The organism is Streptomyces hebeiensis, from assembly GCF_052983195.1.
In genome coordinates, this window is sequence record NZ_CM129812.1 from 1,474,428 (window position 1) to 1,495,047 (window position 20,620).

15 protein-coding genes are annotated in these 20,620 nt (G+C 72.3%); 1 reads left to right on the top strand and 14 read right to left on the bottom strand.

The features are described 5' to 3' along the window. Window positions 1-3: 3 nt before the first annotated feature. The 8 genes from ACU6P3_RS06380 to fxsA all read right to left on the bottom strand — a co-directional run bounded on the left by ACU6P3_RS06380 (window position 4) and on the right by fxsA (window position 11,206). Complete coding sequence (locus ACU6P3_RS06380) at window positions 4-345, bottom strand: hypothetical protein (protein ID WP_447196280.1); 342 nt, start codon at window positions 343-345, stop codon at window positions 4-6. Then, on the bottom strand, window positions 345-1,733 hold the full coding sequence (locus ACU6P3_RS06385) for a hypothetical protein (RefSeq protein ID WP_447196281.1): 1,389 nt from the start codon (window positions 1,731-1,733) through the stop codon (window positions 345-347). The genes ACU6P3_RS06380 and ACU6P3_RS06385 overlap by 1 nt, the downstream gene beginning before the upstream one ends. After that, window positions 1,730-2,179, bottom strand: coding sequence for a hypothetical protein (locus tag ACU6P3_RS06390; RefSeq protein WP_447196282.1), 450 nt, complete (start codon window positions 2,177-2,179; stop codon window positions 1,730-1,732). Before ACU6P3_RS06390 ends, ACU6P3_RS06385 begins: the two co-directional genes overlap by 4 nt. A gap of 180 nt (window positions 2,180-2,359) precedes the next feature. Continuing rightward, window positions 2,360-6,307, bottom strand: a complete 3,948-nt coding sequence (gene fxsT / locus ACU6P3_RS06395) for an FxSxx-COOH system tetratricopeptide repeat protein (protein ID WP_447196283.1) — start codon at window positions 6,305-6,307, stop codon at window positions 2,360-2,362. Then, window positions 6,291-7,622, bottom strand: coding sequence for an FxsC protein (fsxC, locus tag ACU6P3_RS06400; protein ID WP_447196284.1), 1,332 nt, complete (start codon window positions 7,620-7,622; stop codon window positions 6,291-6,293). Before fsxC ends, fxsT begins: the two co-directional genes overlap by 17 nt. Window positions 7,623-7,728: 106 nt before the next feature. Next, entirely contained in the window at window positions 7,729-8,619 is an 891-nt protein-coding gene (locus tag ACU6P3_RS06405) for an AAC(3) family N-acetyltransferase (RefSeq protein WP_447196285.1), read from the bottom strand. Beyond that, window positions 8,612-11,032 carry a radical SAM/SPASM protein FxsBH, inactivated beta-hydroxylase extension form gene (fxsBH, locus tag ACU6P3_RS06410; RefSeq protein WP_447196286.1) on the bottom strand — a complete coding sequence of 807 codons (2,421 nt, stop codon included), beginning with the start codon at window positions 11,030-11,032 and terminating at the stop codon, window positions 8,612-8,614. The genes ACU6P3_RS06405 and fxsBH overlap by 8 nt, the downstream gene beginning before the upstream one ends. 9 nt (window positions 11,033-11,041) lie before the next feature. Continuing rightward, complete coding sequence (gene fxsA, locus ACU6P3_RS06415; protein WP_447196287.1) at window positions 11,042-11,206, bottom strand: FxSxx-COOH cyclophane-containing RiPP peptide; 165 nt, start codon at window positions 11,204-11,206, stop codon at window positions 11,042-11,044. Between the two features lie 202 nt (window positions 11,207-11,408). On the opposite strand from fxsA, the gene ACU6P3_RS06420 reads away from it, so the two are divergent. After that, window positions 11,409-12,407 carry a DUF4231 domain-containing protein gene (locus ACU6P3_RS06420; protein ID WP_447196288.1) on the top strand — a complete coding sequence of 333 codons (999 nt, stop codon included), beginning with the start codon at window positions 11,409-11,411 and terminating at the stop codon, window positions 12,405-12,407. Window positions 12,408-12,470: 63 nt separating this feature from the next. Here the strand turns inward: ACU6P3_RS06420 and ACU6P3_RS06425 are convergent, their stop codons facing one another. From ACU6P3_RS06425 to ACU6P3_RS06450, 6 genes are all read right to left on the bottom strand, one after another. Continuing rightward, window positions 12,471-12,950 carry a hypothetical protein gene (locus ACU6P3_RS06425; RefSeq protein WP_447196289.1) on the bottom strand — a complete coding sequence of 160 codons (480 nt, stop codon included), beginning with the start codon at window positions 12,948-12,950 and terminating at the stop codon, window positions 12,471-12,473. A 186-nt stretch (window positions 12,951-13,136) separates the two neighbouring features. Beyond that, the gene (locus tag ACU6P3_RS06430; protein ID WP_344270433.1) at window positions 13,137-14,036 is read right to left on the bottom strand and encodes a S1 family peptidase; all 900 of its coding nucleotides are present in this window, start codon (window positions 14,034-14,036) and stop codon (window positions 13,137-13,139) included. Between the two features lie 264 nt (window positions 14,037-14,300). Then, window positions 14,301-15,608 carry an NtaA/DmoA family FMN-dependent monooxygenase gene (locus ACU6P3_RS06435; RefSeq protein ID WP_447197789.1) on the bottom strand — a complete coding sequence of 436 codons (1,308 nt, stop codon included), beginning with the start codon at window positions 15,606-15,608 and terminating at the stop codon, window positions 14,301-14,303. Between the two features lie 68 nt (window positions 15,609-15,676). Beyond that, window positions 15,677-16,744, bottom strand: a complete 1,068-nt coding sequence (locus tag ACU6P3_RS06440; protein ID WP_447196290.1) for an LLM class flavin-dependent oxidoreductase — start codon at window positions 16,742-16,744, stop codon at window positions 15,677-15,679. A gap of 10 nt (window positions 16,745-16,754) precedes the next feature. After that, window positions 16,755-18,854: an FAD/NAD(P)-binding protein gene (locus ACU6P3_RS06445; protein WP_447196291.1), complete on the bottom strand. Its 2,100-nt coding sequence runs from the start codon at window positions 18,852-18,854 to the stop codon at window positions 16,755-16,757. Window positions 18,855-19,275: 421 nt separating this feature from the next. Beyond that, window positions 19,276-20,571 (bottom strand): DUF5685 family protein, encoded by a 1,296-nt coding sequence (locus ACU6P3_RS06450; protein ID WP_447196292.1) that lies wholly within the window; start codon window positions 20,569-20,571, stop codon window positions 19,276-19,278. Window positions 20,572-20,620 lie beyond the last annotated feature (49 nt).

Consider the following 20,620-nt stretch of genomic DNA (forward strand, 5'->3'; position numbering starts at 1 on the left):
GGCTCAGCCGCCCGAGGCCCAGCGAACCGCGGCGACCGCCATGAGGATCAGCGGTGGCGCGAGCCACCACCGCCCCATCGCGCGCCGCACCGTGGGCGGGCCGGCCGTGATCAGCAGGGCGACCGCGCTGATGGCGATGGTGAGGAAACACGCCAAGGAGATGGCGCCGTACGCGTCCTTGTCCCAGGTCCCCGACGGGCGAATGGTCAGCGCGTAATAGCAGCACGCGCCGGCGAGCGCGTAAAGGATCATGAGAGGTACGGCCACGACCCACCGCAGACAGCCCTGGTCTTCGGCGGGGTCGTGGTACGTGGCCGTACGAGTGTTCTCAGGGCGGTCGGTCATCAGCGCAGCGCATCCCTGGCGTCGTCGAGGTCGTTGTTGAATCCCGCGCCGTACGCCTGGGCGTCGCCCCCCTGCCAGTACGGCCCGCCGTTGTACCGCGCGGCGAGTTCCTGGTACTGCTCGGGCGTCATCTCCTCCGGCGGGACATCGGCGAACTCGCTCTCCGCTTTAAGTTGTGCCAGATACTCGGAGGCGATGAAGATGTTCTGTCCCGGGTCCTGAAGCGACTCCTCGACGGCCGATCGTTGCTGTTCGGTGAGGTTTTCCGGGTCGTAGCCGAGCACTTCGGCGCCGCGCCGCACCTGGATCGCGATGGGGCCGAACGACGTTTCGTCCGGACTTCCGCCGAGGCGTCCCGGCAGATTCTCCGGCGCGAGAGGGCTGAAGGGAACGTCGAACTGCTCACGGATCGTGTCGACGACATCGTCCGAGATCCCCGGCTGACCGCCGATCTCCTGCCAGGCGATGCCGGCGACCATGTCCGCGGGCAGCCCCGCGTTCGCCGCCGCGGCCCGGATGATCTCCCTGTTCGCGGAGATCCATTCTCGTCGGTCCGCGTCCGAGGACGGCACGTCCCAGTAGCTGTCCCTCGCTTCGGGCAGTTCGGCGAGGCGCGTCCGGATGTCCCGGAGCGTCGGCGAGATGTGGCTGTCCCCGGCCCACGGGATGTAGTCCGGCTTGGGGCCGCTCCCGGGAAGACGGGTGAGCGGGTTGTCGCGGGCCTCCCGGGCCTCGCGCCGCATGTCGGCCATGGCCGAGAAGATGTCCACCCGCTCGACGAGCCCCATGCGGAATTCGGGCAGCAGGTCGTACGCCGCCCTCATCCCGTGTACGCAGATGTCACGGGCCTCCCGCTCCGTGGTCTTGGCGCGGTGGAAATCGCTTCCGGCCGCGTCGTGCAGCCCGTTCGCCTCGTCCTTGATGTCGTCGATGTCCATGGTGAGTTCCGCGAGGAAGTCCAGGACCCCCGTGGTGCCCCGCATGTCCTCCCACTGCCGCATGGGTTCCGCCTCCTGCGCCTCGCGAGTGATCGCGGTGCCCTTGGTGGCGATCAGATCGGCGAGTGCCTGCTCGTTCGCCTTGCCGTTGGCATAGTGCCGCTTGGCCGTGGCCAGCGCGTCCGCGTAGCCGCGCAGGGCGCCGGCGGCCTTGCCGTATCCCTCCGCGAGCTCGGTCAGCAGCCTGCGCGCCTCGGAGACGCGCAACTCGTACTCCTGGCTTCCCTCGCTGCGCCAGTGGGTTCGTTTCTCGGCTCGCTCGGCGGGACCGTCGACCTCCACCAGCATGTCACGCAGCCGCTTGTACTCATCGGCGTTCCGCTCGACGAGAGCGGGATTGCAGCCTTCCAGGAACTCGACGTCCGCGCGGTAGCTCAGTCCCTCGCTCACCGCGCCCCCGGTGATATGTACTGCCCCCGCAGGACCTCGTCGAGAAAGCGCCGGACGTTGTCGTCCTCCACCGTCGCGAAGTCGGTCCCCGTGGTCTTGAGGCGTGTGGCGAGAGCCGCGAACAGTGCGACAGTGTCCTGGAATTGATCAGCGGCGAACCTGGCGAAGCGGTCGACCTGGGCCGCGACATCGCCGTGTGCCCTGGGTTCTCTGGCCATGCTGCACAGGTCGGCGTCCGGCCTGCCCTCGTGGAGGAAACCCGCGATTTCGATCAGCAGATTCGCGTTCCCGTTGATGGAGTCCGTGTTGTAGTCGAGGGTTTCGCCCGCACCGGCGCTTCCCGTTCCGCCGCCACCGTCTGCCGGCAACTGATTGAGCCGCGTGCCGGTGGCGCCACGCGCCGCCGCCTCCGCCTTCAGACCGGCCCATTCCTCGTCGAACGACACACATCCCCCTGGTGATCGCCGATCCGGGTCATGCGAGTGCTCACAAGCGAAACTACCTCAGCGCGTCCGGCGGCACGAGGGGCGGCGCCCATGCGGCTTCCCGCGTCCTCCCCCACCGCCGCCGGTTCCCCCTCTCCCGCCGCCGGGTCATCCCCTGCCACCGCCGCCGGGCTCCGCACCTCACACCGCCAGCGGTTCCAGGTCCCGGTAGACCCTCCGGTCGTCCCGCGCGAAGCGCGTCAGCGCGTGTTCCTCGCCCAGCAGGCGCGTCAGCTCCTCGACCGTCTCCGCGCGCAGCAGCGCCGCCTCGTCCTTGCGGGCCAGCGCGCCCAGGGTCACGCACATGTTGGAGGTGACGGCCAGCGTTTCCGGGTGGTGGGCGCCCAGGGAGACGCGCAGGCCCGCCACCGCGCGGCGTTCGATGACCAGCGCCTCGTCCAGTTCGCCCAGGTCCGCCTTGGCGTTGGCGAGGCTCACCGTGCAGAAGAGCGTGTGCGGGTGTTCGTCGCCGAGGACCTCCCGCATCGTGCGCAGCGTGCTCTGGTGCAGTTGTTCCGCCAGTTCCGGGGCGCCGCAGCCCCAGTGGTAGATCCCGAGGTTGTTGAGCGCCGCGAGGGTGTACGGGTGGCGCGCGCCCGGGACCCGCATGTACTGGTCGACGACCTCCTGCGACAGGTCCCGGGCCGCCACCGGCTCCCCCGCGGCGAAGTGGTCCGCCGCCAGGTTCAGGTCGCAGGCCAGCGAGTCCGGGTTGGCCTCGGAGCCGTACTTGGCGCGGTAGCGGTTGCGGGTCGCGGTGGTCAGCCGGCGCGCGTCCTCCAGCCGGCCCGCCCGCCGCAGTGACACCGCGAGGCTCTTGGCCGCCGCGAGGGTGCCGGGGAAGGCGCGGCCCATCTGTTCCTTGTACAGGTCGTACGTCCTGCTGAGCAGGGTCACCGAGTCCTCGTACCGGCCGATCTCCCGCAGGTCGCGCGCCAGGCTGGTGGCCGAGGACAGGGTGTAGGGGTGTTCCGCGCCGAGCACCTCGGTCCGCCGGTCGAAGACGTCCTGGTCCATCTCGCGGGCCTGGGCGTAGCGGCCGACCATGCGCAGGTTCAGCGCGCGGTTGTTGGCCGCCGCGAGGGTCCTCGGGTGGGAGTCGTGGAAGATCGAGCTGAAGCCCTCGTGCGCCTCCTTCGCCAGTTCCAGCGCCCTGGCGTACTCACCGAGCGTGCCGAGGTCCATGGCGAGGCCGCTGGTGGTCATGTACGTGTGCGGGTGGGTGGGCCCGAGCACCCGGCGCTGGCGCTCCAGGGTCTCGGCGTCGAGCTCGCGGGCCTCCACGTAACGCCCCTGCGAGCGCAGCAGGTTGGAGATGTGGAAGCGCAGGTAGAGGTACTGCGGGTCGTCGTTGCCGAGCATCTCCCGCCACTCCTCGCGCACCTCGTCGGCGACCTGGGCCGCGGCCGGCCAGTCACCGCGCTTCCACAGGTAGCGCACCCGGTCGATCATCAGCCGGCGGGTCTCCGGCTTCCGGCACAGGGCCGCCTCGGAGGGGGCGAGGTGGGGCCAGATGGTGTTGAACCGCTCCCAGGTGCCGGGGTTGTCGATCGGCTCGTCGCCGTCGGGCCGGGCGCCCGCGAGGATCCGGTGCACGGCGTGCCGGGCGTCCCGCTGCTCCTCCTCGCTGAGCTGGGCCCGGATGATCGCCTGGACCAGCCGGTGCACCTGGATGCTGTTGCCGACCTGGTCGACCTTGGCCAGCGCGAACCGGCCGATCTCCCGGATGACCCGGCCGAGGACGAGCGTCTCCTGGAGCGAGACGTCGTACGGCTTGAGGGCCTCGATCATCTCCTTGCTGTAGAGGAGGTTCGCGGAGATGGGCTCGGGGGCGAAGAAGGCGCAGAGCTGGAGCAGCCGCACCGCGGCCGGGGACCGCTCCTTGAGCCGTTCGATGGAGATGTTCCAGGTCGCGGCGACCGGTTCCGGGTAGCCCACGGGCTGGTTGAGCGCCAGCACACTGGGCGCCTGCTGGGCGAGCTGGTCCAGGTACTCGCCGACGGGCGTCGCGGTCTCCGCGATCCAGGCCGCGGCCTGCTCGACGGCCAGCGGCAGGTCCCCGACGGCCGTGGCGACCTTGTCGGCGTCGGCAGCGGTCAGTCCCGGCGCCCGCCGCTGGAGGTGTTCGACGGACTCCTCGCGCTGGAAGACGTCGACGGGCAGCGAGTCGCCGTAGCTCGACCAGCTCTGGTTGCGGGAGGTGACCAGGATGTGCCCCGGGCCGCCGGGCGGGAAGAAGCGCTGGAGCTGCTCGGGGTCGTCCGCGTTGTCGAAGACCAGCAGCCAGCGCGTGGACGGCACCCCCCGCCGCAGCAGGTCGACCGCCTCCTGCGAGGCCGCGGCCATGTCCTCGCCGCCCTGCGCGCCGAGCCGTACGGCCAGCTCCGCGAGGCCCGCCACCACGTCGGCGGTCTGTTCCGAGGAGATCCACCACACCAGGTCGTAGTCGGCCATGAAGCGGTGCACGTACTCCAGCGCGACCTGGGTCTTGCCGATTCCGCCGAGCCCGTAGAGGGTCTGCGGCTGCGGCAGTACCACGGCCAGGCCGCCGCCGAGCTGGTCGCGCATCCGTTCCAGGATCTGGGAGCGGCCGGTGAAGCCGGGGTTGCGGGCGGGTGCGTTCCAGATCTTCGGTACGGTGCCGGGGAAGCGCGGCCCCGGCGAGACCGCGTCGGTGAGCTGTACGGGCCGGTCCAGCGCGCGCAGCAGGGCGGCGGTGGCGTGCGCCTCGTCGAGGCGGAACAGGTCCACCGGGTTGCGGTCGATGTACGGCGTGGTGAGCCTGACATCGCCGACGCGCAGCGGCACCAGCCGGCGCCTGGCCCCGCCCGGGTCGTCGGACGTGGCGCGTTTCCACACGTCGACCGCCCGTGCCGACTTCAGGTAGGCGCTGGACAGCAGCACGACCGTACGGGTCGCGTTCTCACCGGCCAGGGAGGTGCCGGAGCCGAACGTGCCGCCGTCGGGGCCGGCCGAGACGTCGCGCGGCACCACCCGGAAGCCGGCGCGGGTGAGCACGGACTCGATCCAGTCGGCCCACATCCGGTTCTCGGCCACGTAGCTGAGGAAGAGGTCGGCGGGCATGGCCGGCCTGCGCCGGGTGAAGGCGTCCCTGATCCGCAGCCTGGCCTCCTCGCCGACCGCCGGCATGGCGGTGACGGCCCCGTCGGTGACGTAGGTCGTCAGCCGCTCGAAGGCGGAGAGCAGGGAGTTGCTGAGTCCTGCCTCGTCACCGAAGGTCGCCAGGGTCTCCTCGTACGCGTAGTAGGGGCGGTACGGGATCTCCACCGCGCCCCAGTACGCGGTGAGTTCCTCGGCGGTGAGCCCGCCCGGGAAGCGGTCGAACTTCAGTCGCGCGAGCGCCCGCCCGGCGTCCGCCTTCTCCTTCTCCCCCTCGTCGATGCGCATCGGTACGGGCAGGATCCGGATGCCCCTGCCCCCGTACCGTTCGTCGATCTGGCGGGCCACGGCGGCGGCGCCGTCGATGGACTGGTCGCTGAGCGTGAAGCAGTCGACCAGGATGTCGGGCAGGTGGACGGTGCAGATGTCGGCGATGTCGCTCAGGCCGGTCCGCGAGTCGATCAGGACGTAGTCGTAGTGGGCCTTCATGTCGTCGCGCAGCGCGTCGAAGAAGTGCCCGCCGCCCAGCCGGTCGTAGAAGTTGTCCCAGTCGAACGTGGAGACGGTCGCGGAGTACTCGCGGTTCTGCTTGCCGGCGGAGACGAAGTCGAGGGTGCCGCCCGCGGGGAACTCCCAGCCCAGCGCCTCGGGGGTGAGGGAGACGGCGTGCGGCTGGATCCGCGCGTAGTCGCGGTGCCAGTCGTCGGAGCGCTCGACGGGGCTGGTGGCGGCCCACGCGTACTCGGTGATCAGGTCGATGACACCGGTGGTGGCGCCGAGGGTGGCCGGGTCGAGGAACGGGTGGAAGAAGCGGTGCAGGCCGGGCGCCTCGAGGTCCCAGTCGACGGCGAGGACCCGTTTGCCGTTGGCGGCCAGGATCCAGGCCGTGTTGGCCAGGGCCATGGTGCGGCCGGTACCGCCTTTGTACGAGTAGAAGGTGACGATGCGTCCGTCACGACGTTCTGTCATCCGTGTCCTCCGCATCGGGCGCCAGGTCGTGCGTCTCGGGAAGGTGGTGCGTCGTCGTGTACTCGGCGGCCATCGGCCCGCGCAGCCGGGGCCGCCCGGTGCGACCGCCGCCGGCCGGCGGATAGACCGCCGCGTGTCTGAGGTACTGCTGGGCCGCCGCCTCGACGACCTGGGGCAGTATCTGGCCGAACGCCTCCATGCTGGGCACGCCCCTGGCGGCGGCCCGGCAGGCGGCCCGGCCCTGGCCCATCTTCCTGGGCATGGTGCGCTCCAGCTGGTCGGTGAGTTCGGCCTCGGCGGCCCGGCTCTGCTGGTCGTCGCGGTTCCACGGCACGACGACGCTCACCCAGGGCCGGTGTTCGGCGTCGAACGCGGCCAGCCGCCTGCGCTGTTCCTCGTCGTGCAGGGCCCACCGGTCGACCAGCAGGATCTCCGGCCGGGTGGGCGCCCCCTTCCCCTCGGCCGGTATGGGCACCTCGTCGAAGGAGATGATGTCGGCCTGGTAGTTGAGGGACCGTACGAGATCCCGGGCCACGTAGGCCAGGGGGCGTACCGACTCCGGGTGGTAGGGGTTCCAGTCCTGCGCCATGCTGCCGTAGTAGCGGGTCGCGCGGCCCTCCGGCAGGTCGTGGCGGGTCGGCGCGGCAACGGTGACCTGCATGGGGCGCGGTCCGCCGCTGGTGCCGAAGGCGCTGGGGGCCTGCCGGTAGTCCACGGGGCGGCCGGGCCCGATCGCGGCGGTGTCCGCGACGCTGACGATGCGTTTGGCGAGTTCGTAGACCGCGCGCTCGTACTCCTCGGCGAAGATCCGGAGCTTGATCAGCCCGTAGAGCCCGTCGGTGACGTAGCGGTCGCCGAAGTCCCGGTGGTTGAACTGCAACCGCTCGGCAGGCCCCGGCAGTTGGGCGGGCGGCACCGGCACCCATAAGGCCGGGACGATCGCGTCCGCGGTGCTGTTTCCCTTGGCCTGTTCGTAGATGACGCGCTGGGCGAAGGCGTACCACTCCTTGCCGCACATCTCACTGGCGAAATACCGTGGGGAGAACAACGGTACGAATACCCGGCAGGTCGCCAGCACTTCGGCCAGCCGCTCGGACCAGCCCTCGCCGGAGCGCATCTCCCGGTCGATGAAACCGGCCTGCGCCCCGGCCGGCAGGTCGGTCATGGCCATCACATGGCCGGACAGATCCCGGAAGAGGCGCTCGACCCACATGTCCGGATCGGGCCCCCCGGCGACATCCCTCGGTGTGTGCGCGTAACTGAGAAAGAAGTACGGCCGATGGTCAGCAGCCCGCTGCTGCGGTGACGCGTGCACACGACCCCCGTCCTGTGTCGAACACTCACTTCCATGAACGAAGAGGACGTGAGCGAATTCATCATTCCGGAACCGCGCCCGCTTTCTCCCCATGCGGTTCGGTCAATCAACGCCGCTTTTCGGTCATCCACGCCTCGGCATGGTCGACAGCGTCCTTGACGGAGAACAATCGCGCGGTCGTTCCTCCCAGCTGTCCCTTCTGCTCCAGACCCCAGGGGAATGAGGCACCGATCGCCTCGAAATCGCTGTCGTCGAGACGGACATCCTCATATTCCACCCAGCGGGGGCTGTTGTCCGCCGCTTTGACCACACAGTGGTAGGAGCGCAGGGGGGCACCGATCCGGTATTCGGCGAGATGGAACGCCGTGCAGGCGGCGAACCCCACGTTGATCAGCAGCTCGTGCGCACCGGATCCGGCCAGCTTGCCGAGCGGGGACTCCTCGCCGAGGTGGCTCTCCAGCGGATGGTCCGCCATCAGCTCCGCAGCCCGGTGTCCGAGCGCCGCGAAGGACGACTGCGGGTGCGCGCTGCGGACGGCGCCGGGGGCGGTACGGACCGACTCGGCCAGGACGCCCATGCGCGGGCACGGGGTGGTCGCCGCGTCGAAGGCGGGCATCCTGGCCCGGAAGGCGGCGGCCTCCCGGCGGGTCAGGCCCTTGATGGCGGCGCGGTGGGCGAGCGAGGAGTCGGAGTTCTCCTCCGTGAAGGCGGGGACGACGAGGGTGCCCGTCTCCCCCAGCGCCGTCACGAGGGCGGTCCGCAGGACGTCGGGGTCGAGGCCGGTACCGCTGAGGGAGGCGTGGACGAGCAGGGTCATGCCCTCGGTGACGCCCAGGGCCGCGAGTTGGTCCACCAGGCGTGGATCGGTGTGCGCCCCGGTCGCGGTTCCGGTCACGGCGTTCGCCTCCGGTCCGGTTCCGGCGTCCGTTCCGGTGCCCGTCACGGCTGGGGCGTCCGCGCCCGTTCCGGTTCCGGTTCCCGTCCCGTCGTCAGCCACGTTCGGTCTCTTTCCGTAGAGCTGCCAGCAGGCTCTTCCCGCTGACGGTGAGTTCGGGCGCGTCCTCCAAGGTGTCCAGCGCCCGGCGGGCCTGGTCCAGCCGGATGCCGCGCGCCATGGCGGTGGGGCCCCCGTAGACGGCGAGCCCCACCCGTTCGTACGCCCCGGCAAGCAGCTCGGAGAGCGGGACCGGGGCCTCCTGCCAGGGTGCGGGTCTGAGCCACTCGCCGTCGTACGCGTAGAGGTCGGTCACCTCGGTCAGCGCCCGGAACCGGGCCCGGCGCAGCCCGCGCAGCAGCGCGAGCGCCAGCTCCGCCACCCCGGCGGCGAAGGGCAGACCCAGCGCGCCGAGGCCGTGCGCGCCGGTGGCGGCCACGGGCTGATGGCCCGTCAGAGGTGCGGCGAGCAGGGGTGTCACGGTCGACAGCGCACCGGCCGCCGCTTCGGCCCGCTCGGGCAGGGCGGGGTGCAGCAGTTCCCAGGCCGCCGTCAGCCGGCCGGCCCAGGCAGCGGTCTCCGCGGGCCGGAGCCCTGGGTGGACGGGGACGCCGAAGCAGTCGCGGTACGGATCGAGGTCGTCCAGGGCGAGAACGGGCCCCCCGGTCAGACCGAGCCGGCGCACGGGGCGCCAGTGTTCGGTGGCCTCCCCTGGTCGGCCGATCCGCAGCTCGGCGGTGGCGGTGCGGACCAGGAAGCCCTCCTCGACGGGCCGCACCTCCGCCTCGAACGCCCCGCCCTCGCCGAGCGGGCCGACCGTCCCCAACTCCTCGGCCGCCCCGGCCGCCTCGGTTCCGTGTGCTGTCGAGGCTCCGGTCCCGTCCGGCCGCGGAATCCGCAGGGTGCCGAGGGTGGGCAGGTGGAGCACCCCGCCGGTGCCTCTGACCCGTACGGGCAGGTCCAGGCCGCCCCGGACGACCGCGGCCGCCACGTACGCCGACAGGGCGAGCGCACCGTCGACGGCCCCGGGCCGCTCGGCGCGCAGCGCGGCCACGCGGTCCACCAGCCAGCTACGGGTGTAGGGGTGGGTGAGGACGGCGTCGAGCCCGTCGCCGCGCTCTTCGACGACGCTCGCCAGTTCCCATGCCTCCTGCCAGTCCGCCCCGCCCCGGCCGGCGAGTTCCACGTGCAGCTCGGCGAGCAGGGAGCGGGTCAGCTCCTGCTGGGCCGCGACCAGTTCACCGGTGTCGGTGAGGACGGGGGGTACGGACGCGGCGGCCGTACGGGACTCGATGCCGCGGATCAGCGCCTCGAGGTCGGCGCAGTAGACGGAGGGATTGTCGAAGCCTCCGGCGTGTCCCCCGGTTCGCTCCGCGCGCGCGTCAGCGTCGGAACGGTCACTGTTCCCGGGGCTGTCGGGGCGCGTGCCGGTGTCCGGCGTGGAGCGGTAGCGGTGGGTGTAGAGACCGCCGCCGCAGGAGCGCACGACCGGACACCGCCGGCAGGTCTCGCCCAGCCCGGCCACGCCCAGCTGCCTGGCCCGTACGCCCGGGTGGGCGGCGACCTCGTCCAGGGTGTGCGAGAAGACGTCGAAACCGGTGGCGGCGGCTCCCTCGTAGGCGCTCTTGAGCGAGTCGACCTGCTCCAGCGTCCCGTCCGTCTCCACCACGATCAGATCGGTCGGGACGAGCCCCAGCGACTCGGTCAGGCTCGGGCCGCCGTGCAGGGTGGAGAACACCGATTCGAAGAGGCGTACGGGCATGGGCCGGCCGTCGGCGTCCCAGCGGTCGAAGACGGCGAGCAGCCAGTCGGCGTACGCGGTGGTCGCCCCCTCGGCGCGCGGCGGCGGTTCGTCCCAGGTCGCGTGCGGCAACAGGAAGTCGATCCGGGGCGGTTCGAGCGCGCTCAGCGCGTCGTAGACCGTGACCGGGTCGTTGGCGATGTCGATGGTGCACAACAGGCCGAGGTCGAGAGCGCGGTAGCGGTCCTGGCGGAGCAGTTCGACGGCCTTGAGGACCAGGGGGTGGCTGCTGCGGCCGTCCGCGAAGCGGCGGTGCCGGTCGTTGGCGGCCCGGTCGCCGTCGAGGGAGATGCCGACCTTGACGCCGTACTCGGCGAAGAGGTCGAGGTAGCGGGGGCCGAGCTGGAGCCCGTTGGTGTGGATCCGCAGATCGAGGGCGGCGACCCCGGCGAGGGCGCGGGTCAGTTCCTCGCACACCCGGCGCAGCCGGGCGGGCCCCGCCAGCAGGGGCTCCCCTCCGTGCAGGATCACTGACACGGAGGGCAGGTCATGGGTCTTGGCGTGCTCGGCCAGTCGCAGAGCCGTCCAGGACATCGCGTCGTCAGAGATCGCCTTGGGGCGGGTGCGCCAGCTCTGATCGGCGTGTTCGTAGATGTAGCAGTGGTCACACGCAAGATCACACCTGCTGTGGACCTTCAGAACGATCTCGCGAAAAGGGACCAGTGGTCCTGTCATCAGGCCATTCTAGAGGGCGGAGTTGAAGCTCGAAACGCGCACGACGCGGCCGGTGGGCACGGGCAGCACACGGTTGAGCTTCTTCGCGACGCCGGAATCGCGTACGTCGATCTCTGCGAGGGGGACACGGTTCTTCTTCGCGGTGGCGAAGGCGACAGAGGTGTGAGTGGTCACGACGGCCGTCCTTGATCATCTTGCCCTGAGGGGGAGACACCGCACCGTTGCGGTGCCAGCGTCACGACTTTACTCTCATGAACTCGCCCGGCAACTCGACTCGTGCCGCCGCGACGCAAGCGTCGCCGGGCGTTCACGAGGCGATACGGAACACACCATTCCGCCGCATGGGTGACGACACGACCGCACGCGGAGGGCACGCATGGACGGTGTACGCGGACCGCTGCACAGCCGGGTCTTCCGGAATGCCGACCTGCCCGTTCTCTTCCACCACGCCGACGCCGCCGCCATCGCCCGGCAGCGCGAGGCGGTCGGCTCCACGCGCACCCGGCTCCTGCTGCTCGTCGTCGGCGCCGCGCTCGCGGCGTCGCCGTGGCGGGCGGGCGTGGGTGATTCGTTCCAACTCGTGGGCGCCCTCACGGCCTTGGCCTACGCCGGTGTGCTTCTGATCACGTTCCGCTCGGCGCGCCGGCGGGCGGGGGCACGCTGGCAGCTCAACCGCTCGGCGGCCGAGTTCATCAAGTCGATGTCCTGGCGCTACGCGGTGCACGGCGCTCCCTTCGACTCGGCGGCCGGCGACGCGACGGCGTTGTACCTCGCCCGCCTCGAGGCGGGGCTCGCCGAGTTGAAGAAGGTGGGCTGGGAGGACCCGCGGGACGGCGGACCCGGCGGCCGGGGCGAGGGGAACGGCCGGGACGGCGGGGCCGCCGGCGAGACCGGGAACGGCCCGGACCACGTGGCCGACGGGGAACTGATCACGGAGCCCATGCGGTCGCTGCGCGGGCAGCCGTTCACCGTACGCAAGGAGACCTACGTCAGGGACCGGCTGATCGAGCAGCGCGACTGGTACGACCGCAGAACGGCCGTCTCCCGCCGGGCCACCACCCTCTGGTCGGTCACCATCGCCCTGCTGACCCTGCTGGCCCTCCTGCTGGCCGTGGCGCGGAGCTTCTCCCTCACCCAGTCCTCCGCCGTGCTGGGCCTGTTGTCGGCCTCGGCCGCGGCGTGTCTCGCGTGGAGCGAGATCCGCAGGCACCAACCCCTCATATCCGCTCACTCGTTGGTGGCGGAGGACCTGGCGGCGATGCACACGGCGATGGAGACGACGGTCACCGAGCGGCAGTGGGCCGCGGCGGTGTACGAGACCGAGCGCGTCGTCTCGCCCCAGCACACGGACTGGCTGGTACGGCACCGGGGCTGACCGACGAGCGGCCTCGGGTGCGGACCGCCGCCCAGCCGCGCCACCGCGCCCCGCGTACCGGCTTCACGCGCGCTCGACGCCCTCGCGCCAGATCACCGTGACCGGCTTCCCGCGCTCCCGCGCGTAGCTGACGATGTCCCCGGTGCCGCCGAGTCCCCGGGCCGGCCGGCCGTCCCACACCGCGAGCAACTGGTCGCAGTGGTCGGCGATGTACGTCCCCGCCGCGTAGTACGCCTCGTCGGTGGAGTGCGGAAAGGCCATCCGGACCCTTCGCGTCGCCCGGTCGCGCAGCCGCCGGTAGCCGGCCAGTTCGTCCGGGTCCGCGAAGTCGTTCTCGTAGTCACCGCTGGGGATGACTGCGGTCAGGGCGGCGCCGCGCTCCAGGGCCAGCGCGGCGAACAGCTGGTCCGCGCCGACCGCCAGGCTGGAGAGCGCCTCCAGCGCCCCCGTGTGACCGCGCAGCACGTCCTGGATGCCCGCGGTGACGTGCGCGTACGCCTCCGCCGGAATGCTTCTGTGGCCGGTCACTCCGATGCGTTCCACTGCTCCGCGGCTCCCCGGTCCTCGCAACACGCGCTGGCCCCACCGTCCTGCCATCTTCCCAGAAAAGGAGGGAGGCGAGCCCCCGTCCCGGAATCGGACGAGGACTCGCCTGCTGTCGGCCGGAGAACACCGGTCGGTGGACGCTCACCGGACACCGGTCACGGAATGCCGGTCACGGGCGCCCGGTCACAGAATGCTGACCCCGTAGGCACTCAGCGCCTCGGTCACCGGCTGGAAGTACGTCGTACCCCCGGAGGAGCAGTTGCCGCTGCCGCCGGAGGTCAGTCCGACGGCCAGGCTGCCGGAGTACAGCGGGCCGCCGCTGTCGCCCGGCTCGGCGCAGACGTTGGTGCGGATCAGTCCGGAGACGATGTCACCGCCGCCGTAGTTGACCGTGGCGTTCAGGCCGGTCACGGAGCCGCTGTGGGTGCCGGTGGTCGAACCGCGGCGGGTGACGGACATCCCGACGCTGGCGTTGGCCGCGCCCGTGATGTCGATGCTGCCGACCGTGCCCGGGTGGGCGATGGAGGTGTTCGAGTAGCGCACGATGCCGTAGTCGTTGCCGGGGAAGCTGGTACCGGCCGTGGGACCGATGCTCGTGCCGCCCGAGGAGCTGGTGTACCAGGCGGGGTTGCCCTCGGTGCAGTGGCCGGCGGTCAGGAAGTAGTACGTGCTGCCGCTGACCACGTTGAACCCGGCCGAGCAGCGCCAGCTGCTCGTGTAGACGGCGTCACCGCCGGATATGAGCTTGGAGAGCTTGCCGGGGGTGCGCTCGACCCGCAGGGCACCCGCGTTGGCCCCCGCGGCCTGCTTGATCCTGGCGATCTCAGCCTGGGAGACGGTGCTGTCGGCCGACACGACGACGTCGTTGCTCGCCTTGTCGATGTACCAGGCGGTGCCGGCCACATCGGCGTCCAGCACGGCGTCGCTCGCCGCGCTCAGCCGGCTCTCGCTGAACGTTCCGGCGGAGTCGGCGTTCGCGGTGGGGACCGCGATCGCCGCCGCCGCCGCGAGTCCGGCGGTGACGGCGAGCAGACGGGTGCGTCTGGCCGTGCCCGTGCGTGGGGTGGTGCGCTTGATCCTCACTTCTCGTTCCTCCCGAGGGGAATCGGGGGCCCGCTGTGGGGTGTGGGGCCCGTGAGGCGCGGCCGAGGCCGTACTGTCCGGATTCCGGACGGTACGGCGCCCCGACCGGCGCGCTGTCTCGGGAGTATTGGGAACCTCAACTGGACGCGCAAGGGCGGTATTTGGCCGAGGGTGGCCAGTGGTGCGCGCGGTACGGGCGGACTCCGCGGGGCGTCAGGCGTACGGCTGTGACAGCGGTGCCGTCAGCGGTGTCCGTTCCGGCGGTCACGCGCGAGCGGCCTTTCCGTGCGGGTTCGGAAGGCCCAAGTGGGAGCGCAGGGTGGCACCCTCGTACTCCGTACGGAAGGCCCGCCGCTCCTGGAGGAGAGGTACGACCCGGTCGACGAAGTCGTCCAGGCCGCCCGGGGTGAGATGCGGGACGAGGATGAAGCCGTCCGCCGCCCGCTCGGTCACGAAGGTGTGCATCTCCTCCGCCACGGTCCCGGGGGAGCCGACGAAGGACTGCCGTGCCGTGGTCTCGACGACGGTCTGCCGGATGGAGAGCCCCTTGGCCTCCGACAGCGCCCGCCACCGGGCGGCGACCTCGAACGGATCACCGATCCGCACCCGGCCCTGCGCGAGCGCGGCATCCGGGTCGGGGTCGACGTCCGGCAGCGGCCCGTCCGGGTCGTACGCGGACAGGTCCCGGCCCCAGACCTGTTCCAGCGCGAGGATCGCGTTCTGCGGGGAGACCTGCTGTTCGCGGATCGCGGCGGCCCGCTCCCGCGCGTCGGCGTCGGTGTCGCCGAGTACGACGGTCGCCCCCGGCATGATCTTGAGGTCGCCGGGCTGCCTGCCGTACGCCGCCAGCCGCGCCTTGACGTCGTCGTAGAAGGCCCGGCCCGCCTCCAGGGTGCCGTGCCGGGTGAAGACGACATCGGCGGCCGAGGCGGCGAACTCCCGTCCCTCGTCGGAGTCCCCGGCCTGGATCACCACCGGGTGGCCCTGCGGGGAGCGGGGGACGGTGAACTCGCCCTCGATGGCGAACTCCGCGCCCGCGTGCGCGAAGCGCCGGGGCTCGCCGTACGGGGCGTCCGGTCCCGGCGGGGTCCAGGAGTCCCACAGTTCCCGGGCGGTGGCGACGAACTCGGCCGCCCGCGTGTAGCGGTCGGCGCGGTCGAGGTAGCCGCCGCGCCGGAAGTTCTCGCCGGTGAAGGCGTCGGAGGAGGTCACCACGTTCCAGGCGGCCCGGCCCGCGCTGAGGTGGTCGAGCGTCGCCAGCCTGCGGGCCAGTTCGTACGGCTCGTTGAAGGTCGCGTTCACGGTGGCGGCGAGGCCGAGCCGGTCGGTGACGGCCGCGAGCGCGCTCAGCACGGTGAGGGACTCGGGCCTGCCGACCACGTCCAGGTCGTGGATCAGCCCCTTGTGCTCCCGCAGCCGGAGCCCCTCGGCGAGGAAGAAGAAGTCGAACTTGCCGCGCTCGGCGGTGCGGGCCAGGTGTTCGAAGGAGGAGAAGTCGATCTGGGACCGGGAGCGGGGATCCGCCCAGACGGTGGTGCTGTTGACGCCGGGGAAGTGAGCGGCGAGGTGGATCAGCCGGGTACGAGGCGCGCCCGAGGCGGCTCGACGCGTGCCCGGAGCGGTACGGGGTGTGCGCGTGGTCATGAGGTCTCCCCGGCGGGCGCGTACTGGTTGGCCGGGCGGGCGAGGCCCAGGTGTTCGCGGAGCGTGCCGCCCGGATGGAAGGTGCGGAAGAGACCGCGGTGCTGGAGCAGCGCCACCGTCCCGTTGACGAGCCGTTCGAGGTCGCGCTCCGGGAACAGCGGCGTCAGGTGGAAGCCGTCCACGGCCCCGTGGGTGTGCCAGCGGGTGATCAGTTCGGCGAGGTCGACGGGGCCTCCGCTGTGGTGCAGGCCCTCGGCGTCGGACGGGGCGCTGTCGAAACCCGGTTCCCGGTATCGTTCGCCGACCCCGAGGTCGACGGTGAGCGCCACCAGGATCCGGAGGCTGCCCGGATCGCGGCCGTGGCGCGCGGCGCGCGCCCGCAGCCGCTCCGCGACCGCCGACGCCTCCTCGGGCCGGCCGGCCCGGACGAGGACGACGTCCGCGTGGCGCGCGGCGATCCGCTCGCTGTGGCCGCCGGCCACCGCGTCGACCACGGTGACGGGGTGGCCCTGGGGCGGCCTCGGCACGATCGACGGGCCGCGCACGGTGAAGTCCGTGCCCTCGAAGTCGACGTGGTGCAGCTTGGCGCGGTCGACGAAGCGCCCCGTCGACGTGTCCCGGATCTCCGCGTCGTCCTCCCAGCTGTCCCAGAGCCGGGCGGCCACGTCCACGACCTCGCCGGCCTCCCGCCACAGGGCGGGCGCGGGGGCGGCGGACTTGCGTCCGAAGAGCTTCGCCTCGGCCTCGGTCGCCGACACCTCGACCAGCCAGCCCGCCCGGCCGCGGCTCACCCAGTCCAGGGTCGCCACGGCGGTGGAGACGTGGAACGGTTCGGTGTGGGTGGTGGTGACCGTCGGCACGAGACCGATCCGCTCGGTGGCGGGCGCGACCCGCGCCAGGACCTCGAGCGCGTCGGGGCCCGGCCGGGCGAAGGAGTCCCGGAGGGTGACGAAGTCCAGGGCGCCGCGCTCGGCGAGCCGGACGAGTCCGACGTGGTGGGCGGCGTCGTAGCGCGGCGGACCGCCGATCTCCGCGGCGAGCACCAGGGGTGGGATGGGGGGCATCGGGTGCCTTTCAGTCATGGGTCGACAGGGGGGACCGCGCAGGCGCGCCGACGCGCGGACGACCGCGCGGACCGGCGGAGTCCGGCCGGTCGGGCGGGCCCGCGGAGTCCGGGCCGGCGGAGTCCTGGTCGGCGGGGCCGGGGCCGGTGGGGTCCGAGCCGGGCCTTCGGCCGGCGCCGGCCGCGCACACCGCCTCGCGCAGGAATGTCAGTACCGCGCGGGCCGTGGCGTCGTTCTGGCGGAACGCCGGGCCGCCGGTGCCCGGCCGGGTGAACGCGCCGCTCGAGCGCGCGGTGGTGTACGGGCCGAGCGCGAAGCGGCGCGGGTGGGGGCGGCCGTCGTGGCCGACGAGACGGCCGTCGCCGGGATCGACCCGGACCAGGCCCGCCGCCGAGGTCGCGGCGCCCTCCTCGTACAGGGCGCGCAGCAGCGGGCTGCGGGTGCGCTCGGGGTCCGGGTCGGGAAGCCGGGCCTCGACCAGGGCGCGCGCCTCGACGTACTCCCCCGGTACGGAGGCGCTCCCGGCCCGGAACACACCACCGCGCTCGTCCGCCTCGACCGTCATCCCGGCCCCCAGGAAGCGCACGGTCCCGGCCCGGGAGAGCGCGAGGAGCCGGCGCAGCCGGGGCCCCGGCGGGCCCGAGGCGAGACAACTGAAGAAACCGTGCCACCCGCCGCCGCCCGCGCCGAGGTCGCCGAGGCGCACCAACTGGCCGTAGACGGAGAGCAGTCCGAGGAAGACCGCGAGGTCGGCGCTGTGCGCGGGGTCGTGTCTGCGGGTGAGGTCCGCGCTCACGTACGCGCGCAGCCGCTCCTGGAGCGCCTCGTAGGAGGCGAACTTCTCCCCCTCCAGCGGCCGGTCCAGCGCGGCCAGGTCGAGCCGGTCGGCCGGGTCGGGCACGGCCGCGGCGACCAGGGCGGCGAGTTCCGGGCTGCCGGGTCCCGCCGCCGCGTACTTCTCCTCGAAGCGGGTCCACCCCATGCGGACGCGCTCGGGGTGGGCGGTGAACAGCCGGTGGTAGTGGGCGAAGCCGAGTTCCTTGTCGATCAGCGGCCGGACGTCGCGCGTGAAGTCGCGCGGACCGGGCCGGGCCAGCAGTTCGTCGATCTGCTCGGGGCCGAGGAACCGCGGCAGCGGCGGTCGTTCGCCGTCCAGCGGATAGCCGATTTTGGAGTGGTACGGGACGCCGCGTCGCGATCCGACGTACAGGACGGGCTCGTTCCCGGAGGGGTGGTAGACCAACTCGCCCTCGGATCCGCCGGACCCGTCCGCGTCGGCGTTCGCGCCGGCGGCGGCGTCGGCATCGGGTTCCGAGTAGCGTCCGCCGCGCCCCTCCGTGAGCAGCACCATCAGGTCCACGAAGGCGAGTCCGAGGCCGCGCACCAGGACGGGCTCGCCCGCGCGCAGCGCGGACAGGTCGCTGTCGGCGGTGAAGTCGGGCGGCAGGTGAACCAGCCCGTGCCGCCGCGCGAAGCGGCCCAACTCCACCTGCTCGGCGTCCGGTTCGCCGTCGAGGTGGCCGATGGTGAGCACGACCAGGTCGGCGGTCAGGGGTTCACCGCGGCCGGCCAGCCACACCCGCTGCCGTCCGTCGCGCGGACCGCTCACGCGCACCGCGCTGGTGCGGTGCGGGTGGACGGTGACGCCGGGCGGCAGAGCGGCGACGGTCTGTTCGTAGACCCAGCCCAGATAGGCGCTCTGCGCCTGGCGGCTGGGGAAACTCGGGCCCGTGAGCGCGCCCAGCTCGTCGCCCAGGCCGGCCGGTGCCCGCTCCGCCCCGATGTCCCGCGCCCACTCGTGCAGCGCGGGCCCCTCCCGTACCGGACCGGCCAGCGGGACCGACGCGTCGGTGAACATGGTGACGTCCTGGGCCATGGAGTTCATCCACAGCAGCGGCGACTGGTCACGCCGCCAGATCCGCCCGCCGCCCGGCGGGTACGGGTCCACCAGATGGATGTCCAGGGGCAGACCGTCGTACAGCGAGCGCGCGTTGGCCGCGATCCGCTCCAGGAATCCCGTACCGCGTGGGCCCGCGCCGATCACGACGACGGTCGGTGGTGCCGCCTCGTGCGCGGGAGACGTGCGGACGGTGTCCGATGACACAGGCATGCGAAGGCTCCGTGGATACAGCGATCGAACACGGTGGTGCCTTCACGGGACATCGCGCGCGGGGCGCGGACGGCCCGAGCCCCTCAGCACGGTCCGCCTGTCGGAGACAGAGGGTAAGTGCCGCTCAGGGCCCGGTGTCAAGACCGTCCGCACTGTGAACCCGCCGTCTCATGCGGTTGACGCGGAACCGGATGCCTGTTCCACTTGGCCCATGCATCCACAGCAGCGGCTGGTCACGCGCTCCCACATCGACTTCGGTCGAGTGTGGTCCTCGTCCTGTTGAGCTGACGCCCTGCTCGGCCCGCCCCAGGGCCGCTCTCACGCACCACCGGCGTTCCGGCGCCGTGTCCCGCGTGCCTTCACACGCCATCACCGCGGCACTGCGCGCCTCCCCTCGTACCGTCCGTGGCCGCTGGTTCGCTCAGCAGTCACAGCCGCAGTCGCAGCAGTCACACCCATCGCAGTCACAGCAGTCGCAGTCACGGCAGCAGCCCTCGCGCTTCTTCCGGGACCACGGGCCCTCGTACTCCTTGGCACAGCACAGCTTGCAGGTGCAGCAGAGTCCGACGAAGACGGCGCAGCCGGCGAGGAAGCCGCGCGGCTTCCTGGGCTCCTCGCCGAAGCGCGGCGGCGGACCGCCCGGGCCCCCCGGGCCGCTCGGCACGCCAGGATTCCCGTCGCCCTGGCCGTTGTTCGGTCCGTACGGCCCGCCGCCGCCCTGGCCGGCGTACGGATTGCCGCCCCGCGGATCGCCGCCGTACGGGTTCCCCGGCGGAGGCGAACCGCCCTGACCGGCCTGCCCACGGACGTCATGCGCACCGGCGTCATGCCCGTGTGCCGCGTGCCCGTGGTGCGTCGTGCCGTGGGCACCGAAGGCGCGGTCCACCGAGACACGCAGTTCGTGCGCGAGCAGCACATGCGCCAGCCTGGCGTCGGTGAACTCCGCCTCGCGCAGCGCCCGCCGTATCCCGCGCACCGCGTCGTCCGCGAGCCGCCGGGTCTCGGCGCGGGAGGTGCCGGTCGCCGTCAGCGGGTTCCACGCACCGGACTCCGCGTCCGCCCGCTGGTCCTCCACCGCGTCCAGCAGGTGCGCGAGCCTGCCGAACAGCCGCCCCGCCTCGGCCAGCGGCTCCCGGTTGCCCGGCCGGCCCGCGAGGACCGCGGTGTGCGCGAAGGCGGCGGCGGTGGCCGTCTCGGTCGGTTCCGTGACGGTGAGCAGCGAGGTGCCGGGGCCGGCCAGGGCCTCGATCCCGGGCTGCCGGTCGACGGCGTCGACGAGTACGGAGGTGTCGAAACCGAGCACCGCGCCGGTCCGCGCGCCCGCCCTGTCCCAGCCGACGGCGACCCGGCGCGCGGCGGCCGCCAGGGGACGGCGCCCCAACAGCCCGTCCCCGTCGGTGACGTGGTCCCTGACCTTCGCCGCGGCCAGCACCAGCGACACCGACGCCGCGAGGCGCGCGCCCTCCCCGCGCGCGACGGGAGCGGTGCGCATACCACGCAGCGGACACGGGCCCGCGGTGCGCCGTTGTCCGGCGGTGCGTTCGACCTGAGCCTCCGTCAGGACCGAGACGATCAGTCCGTCGTAGTTCGTGACGACCCGCGAGAGCTGCCCGTGGTCGGCCCGCAAGGCCAGACACAGGCCGCACAGATGGGCCGTCCACTCGGTCTTGAGGCCGTCGGTCAGCCGATGCGCGCATGGCCTGACGATTCCGAACACAGCAGTTCCCCCGAACGTTCTCCGCGCTGCTTTTCTCCGTGCCCGGCGA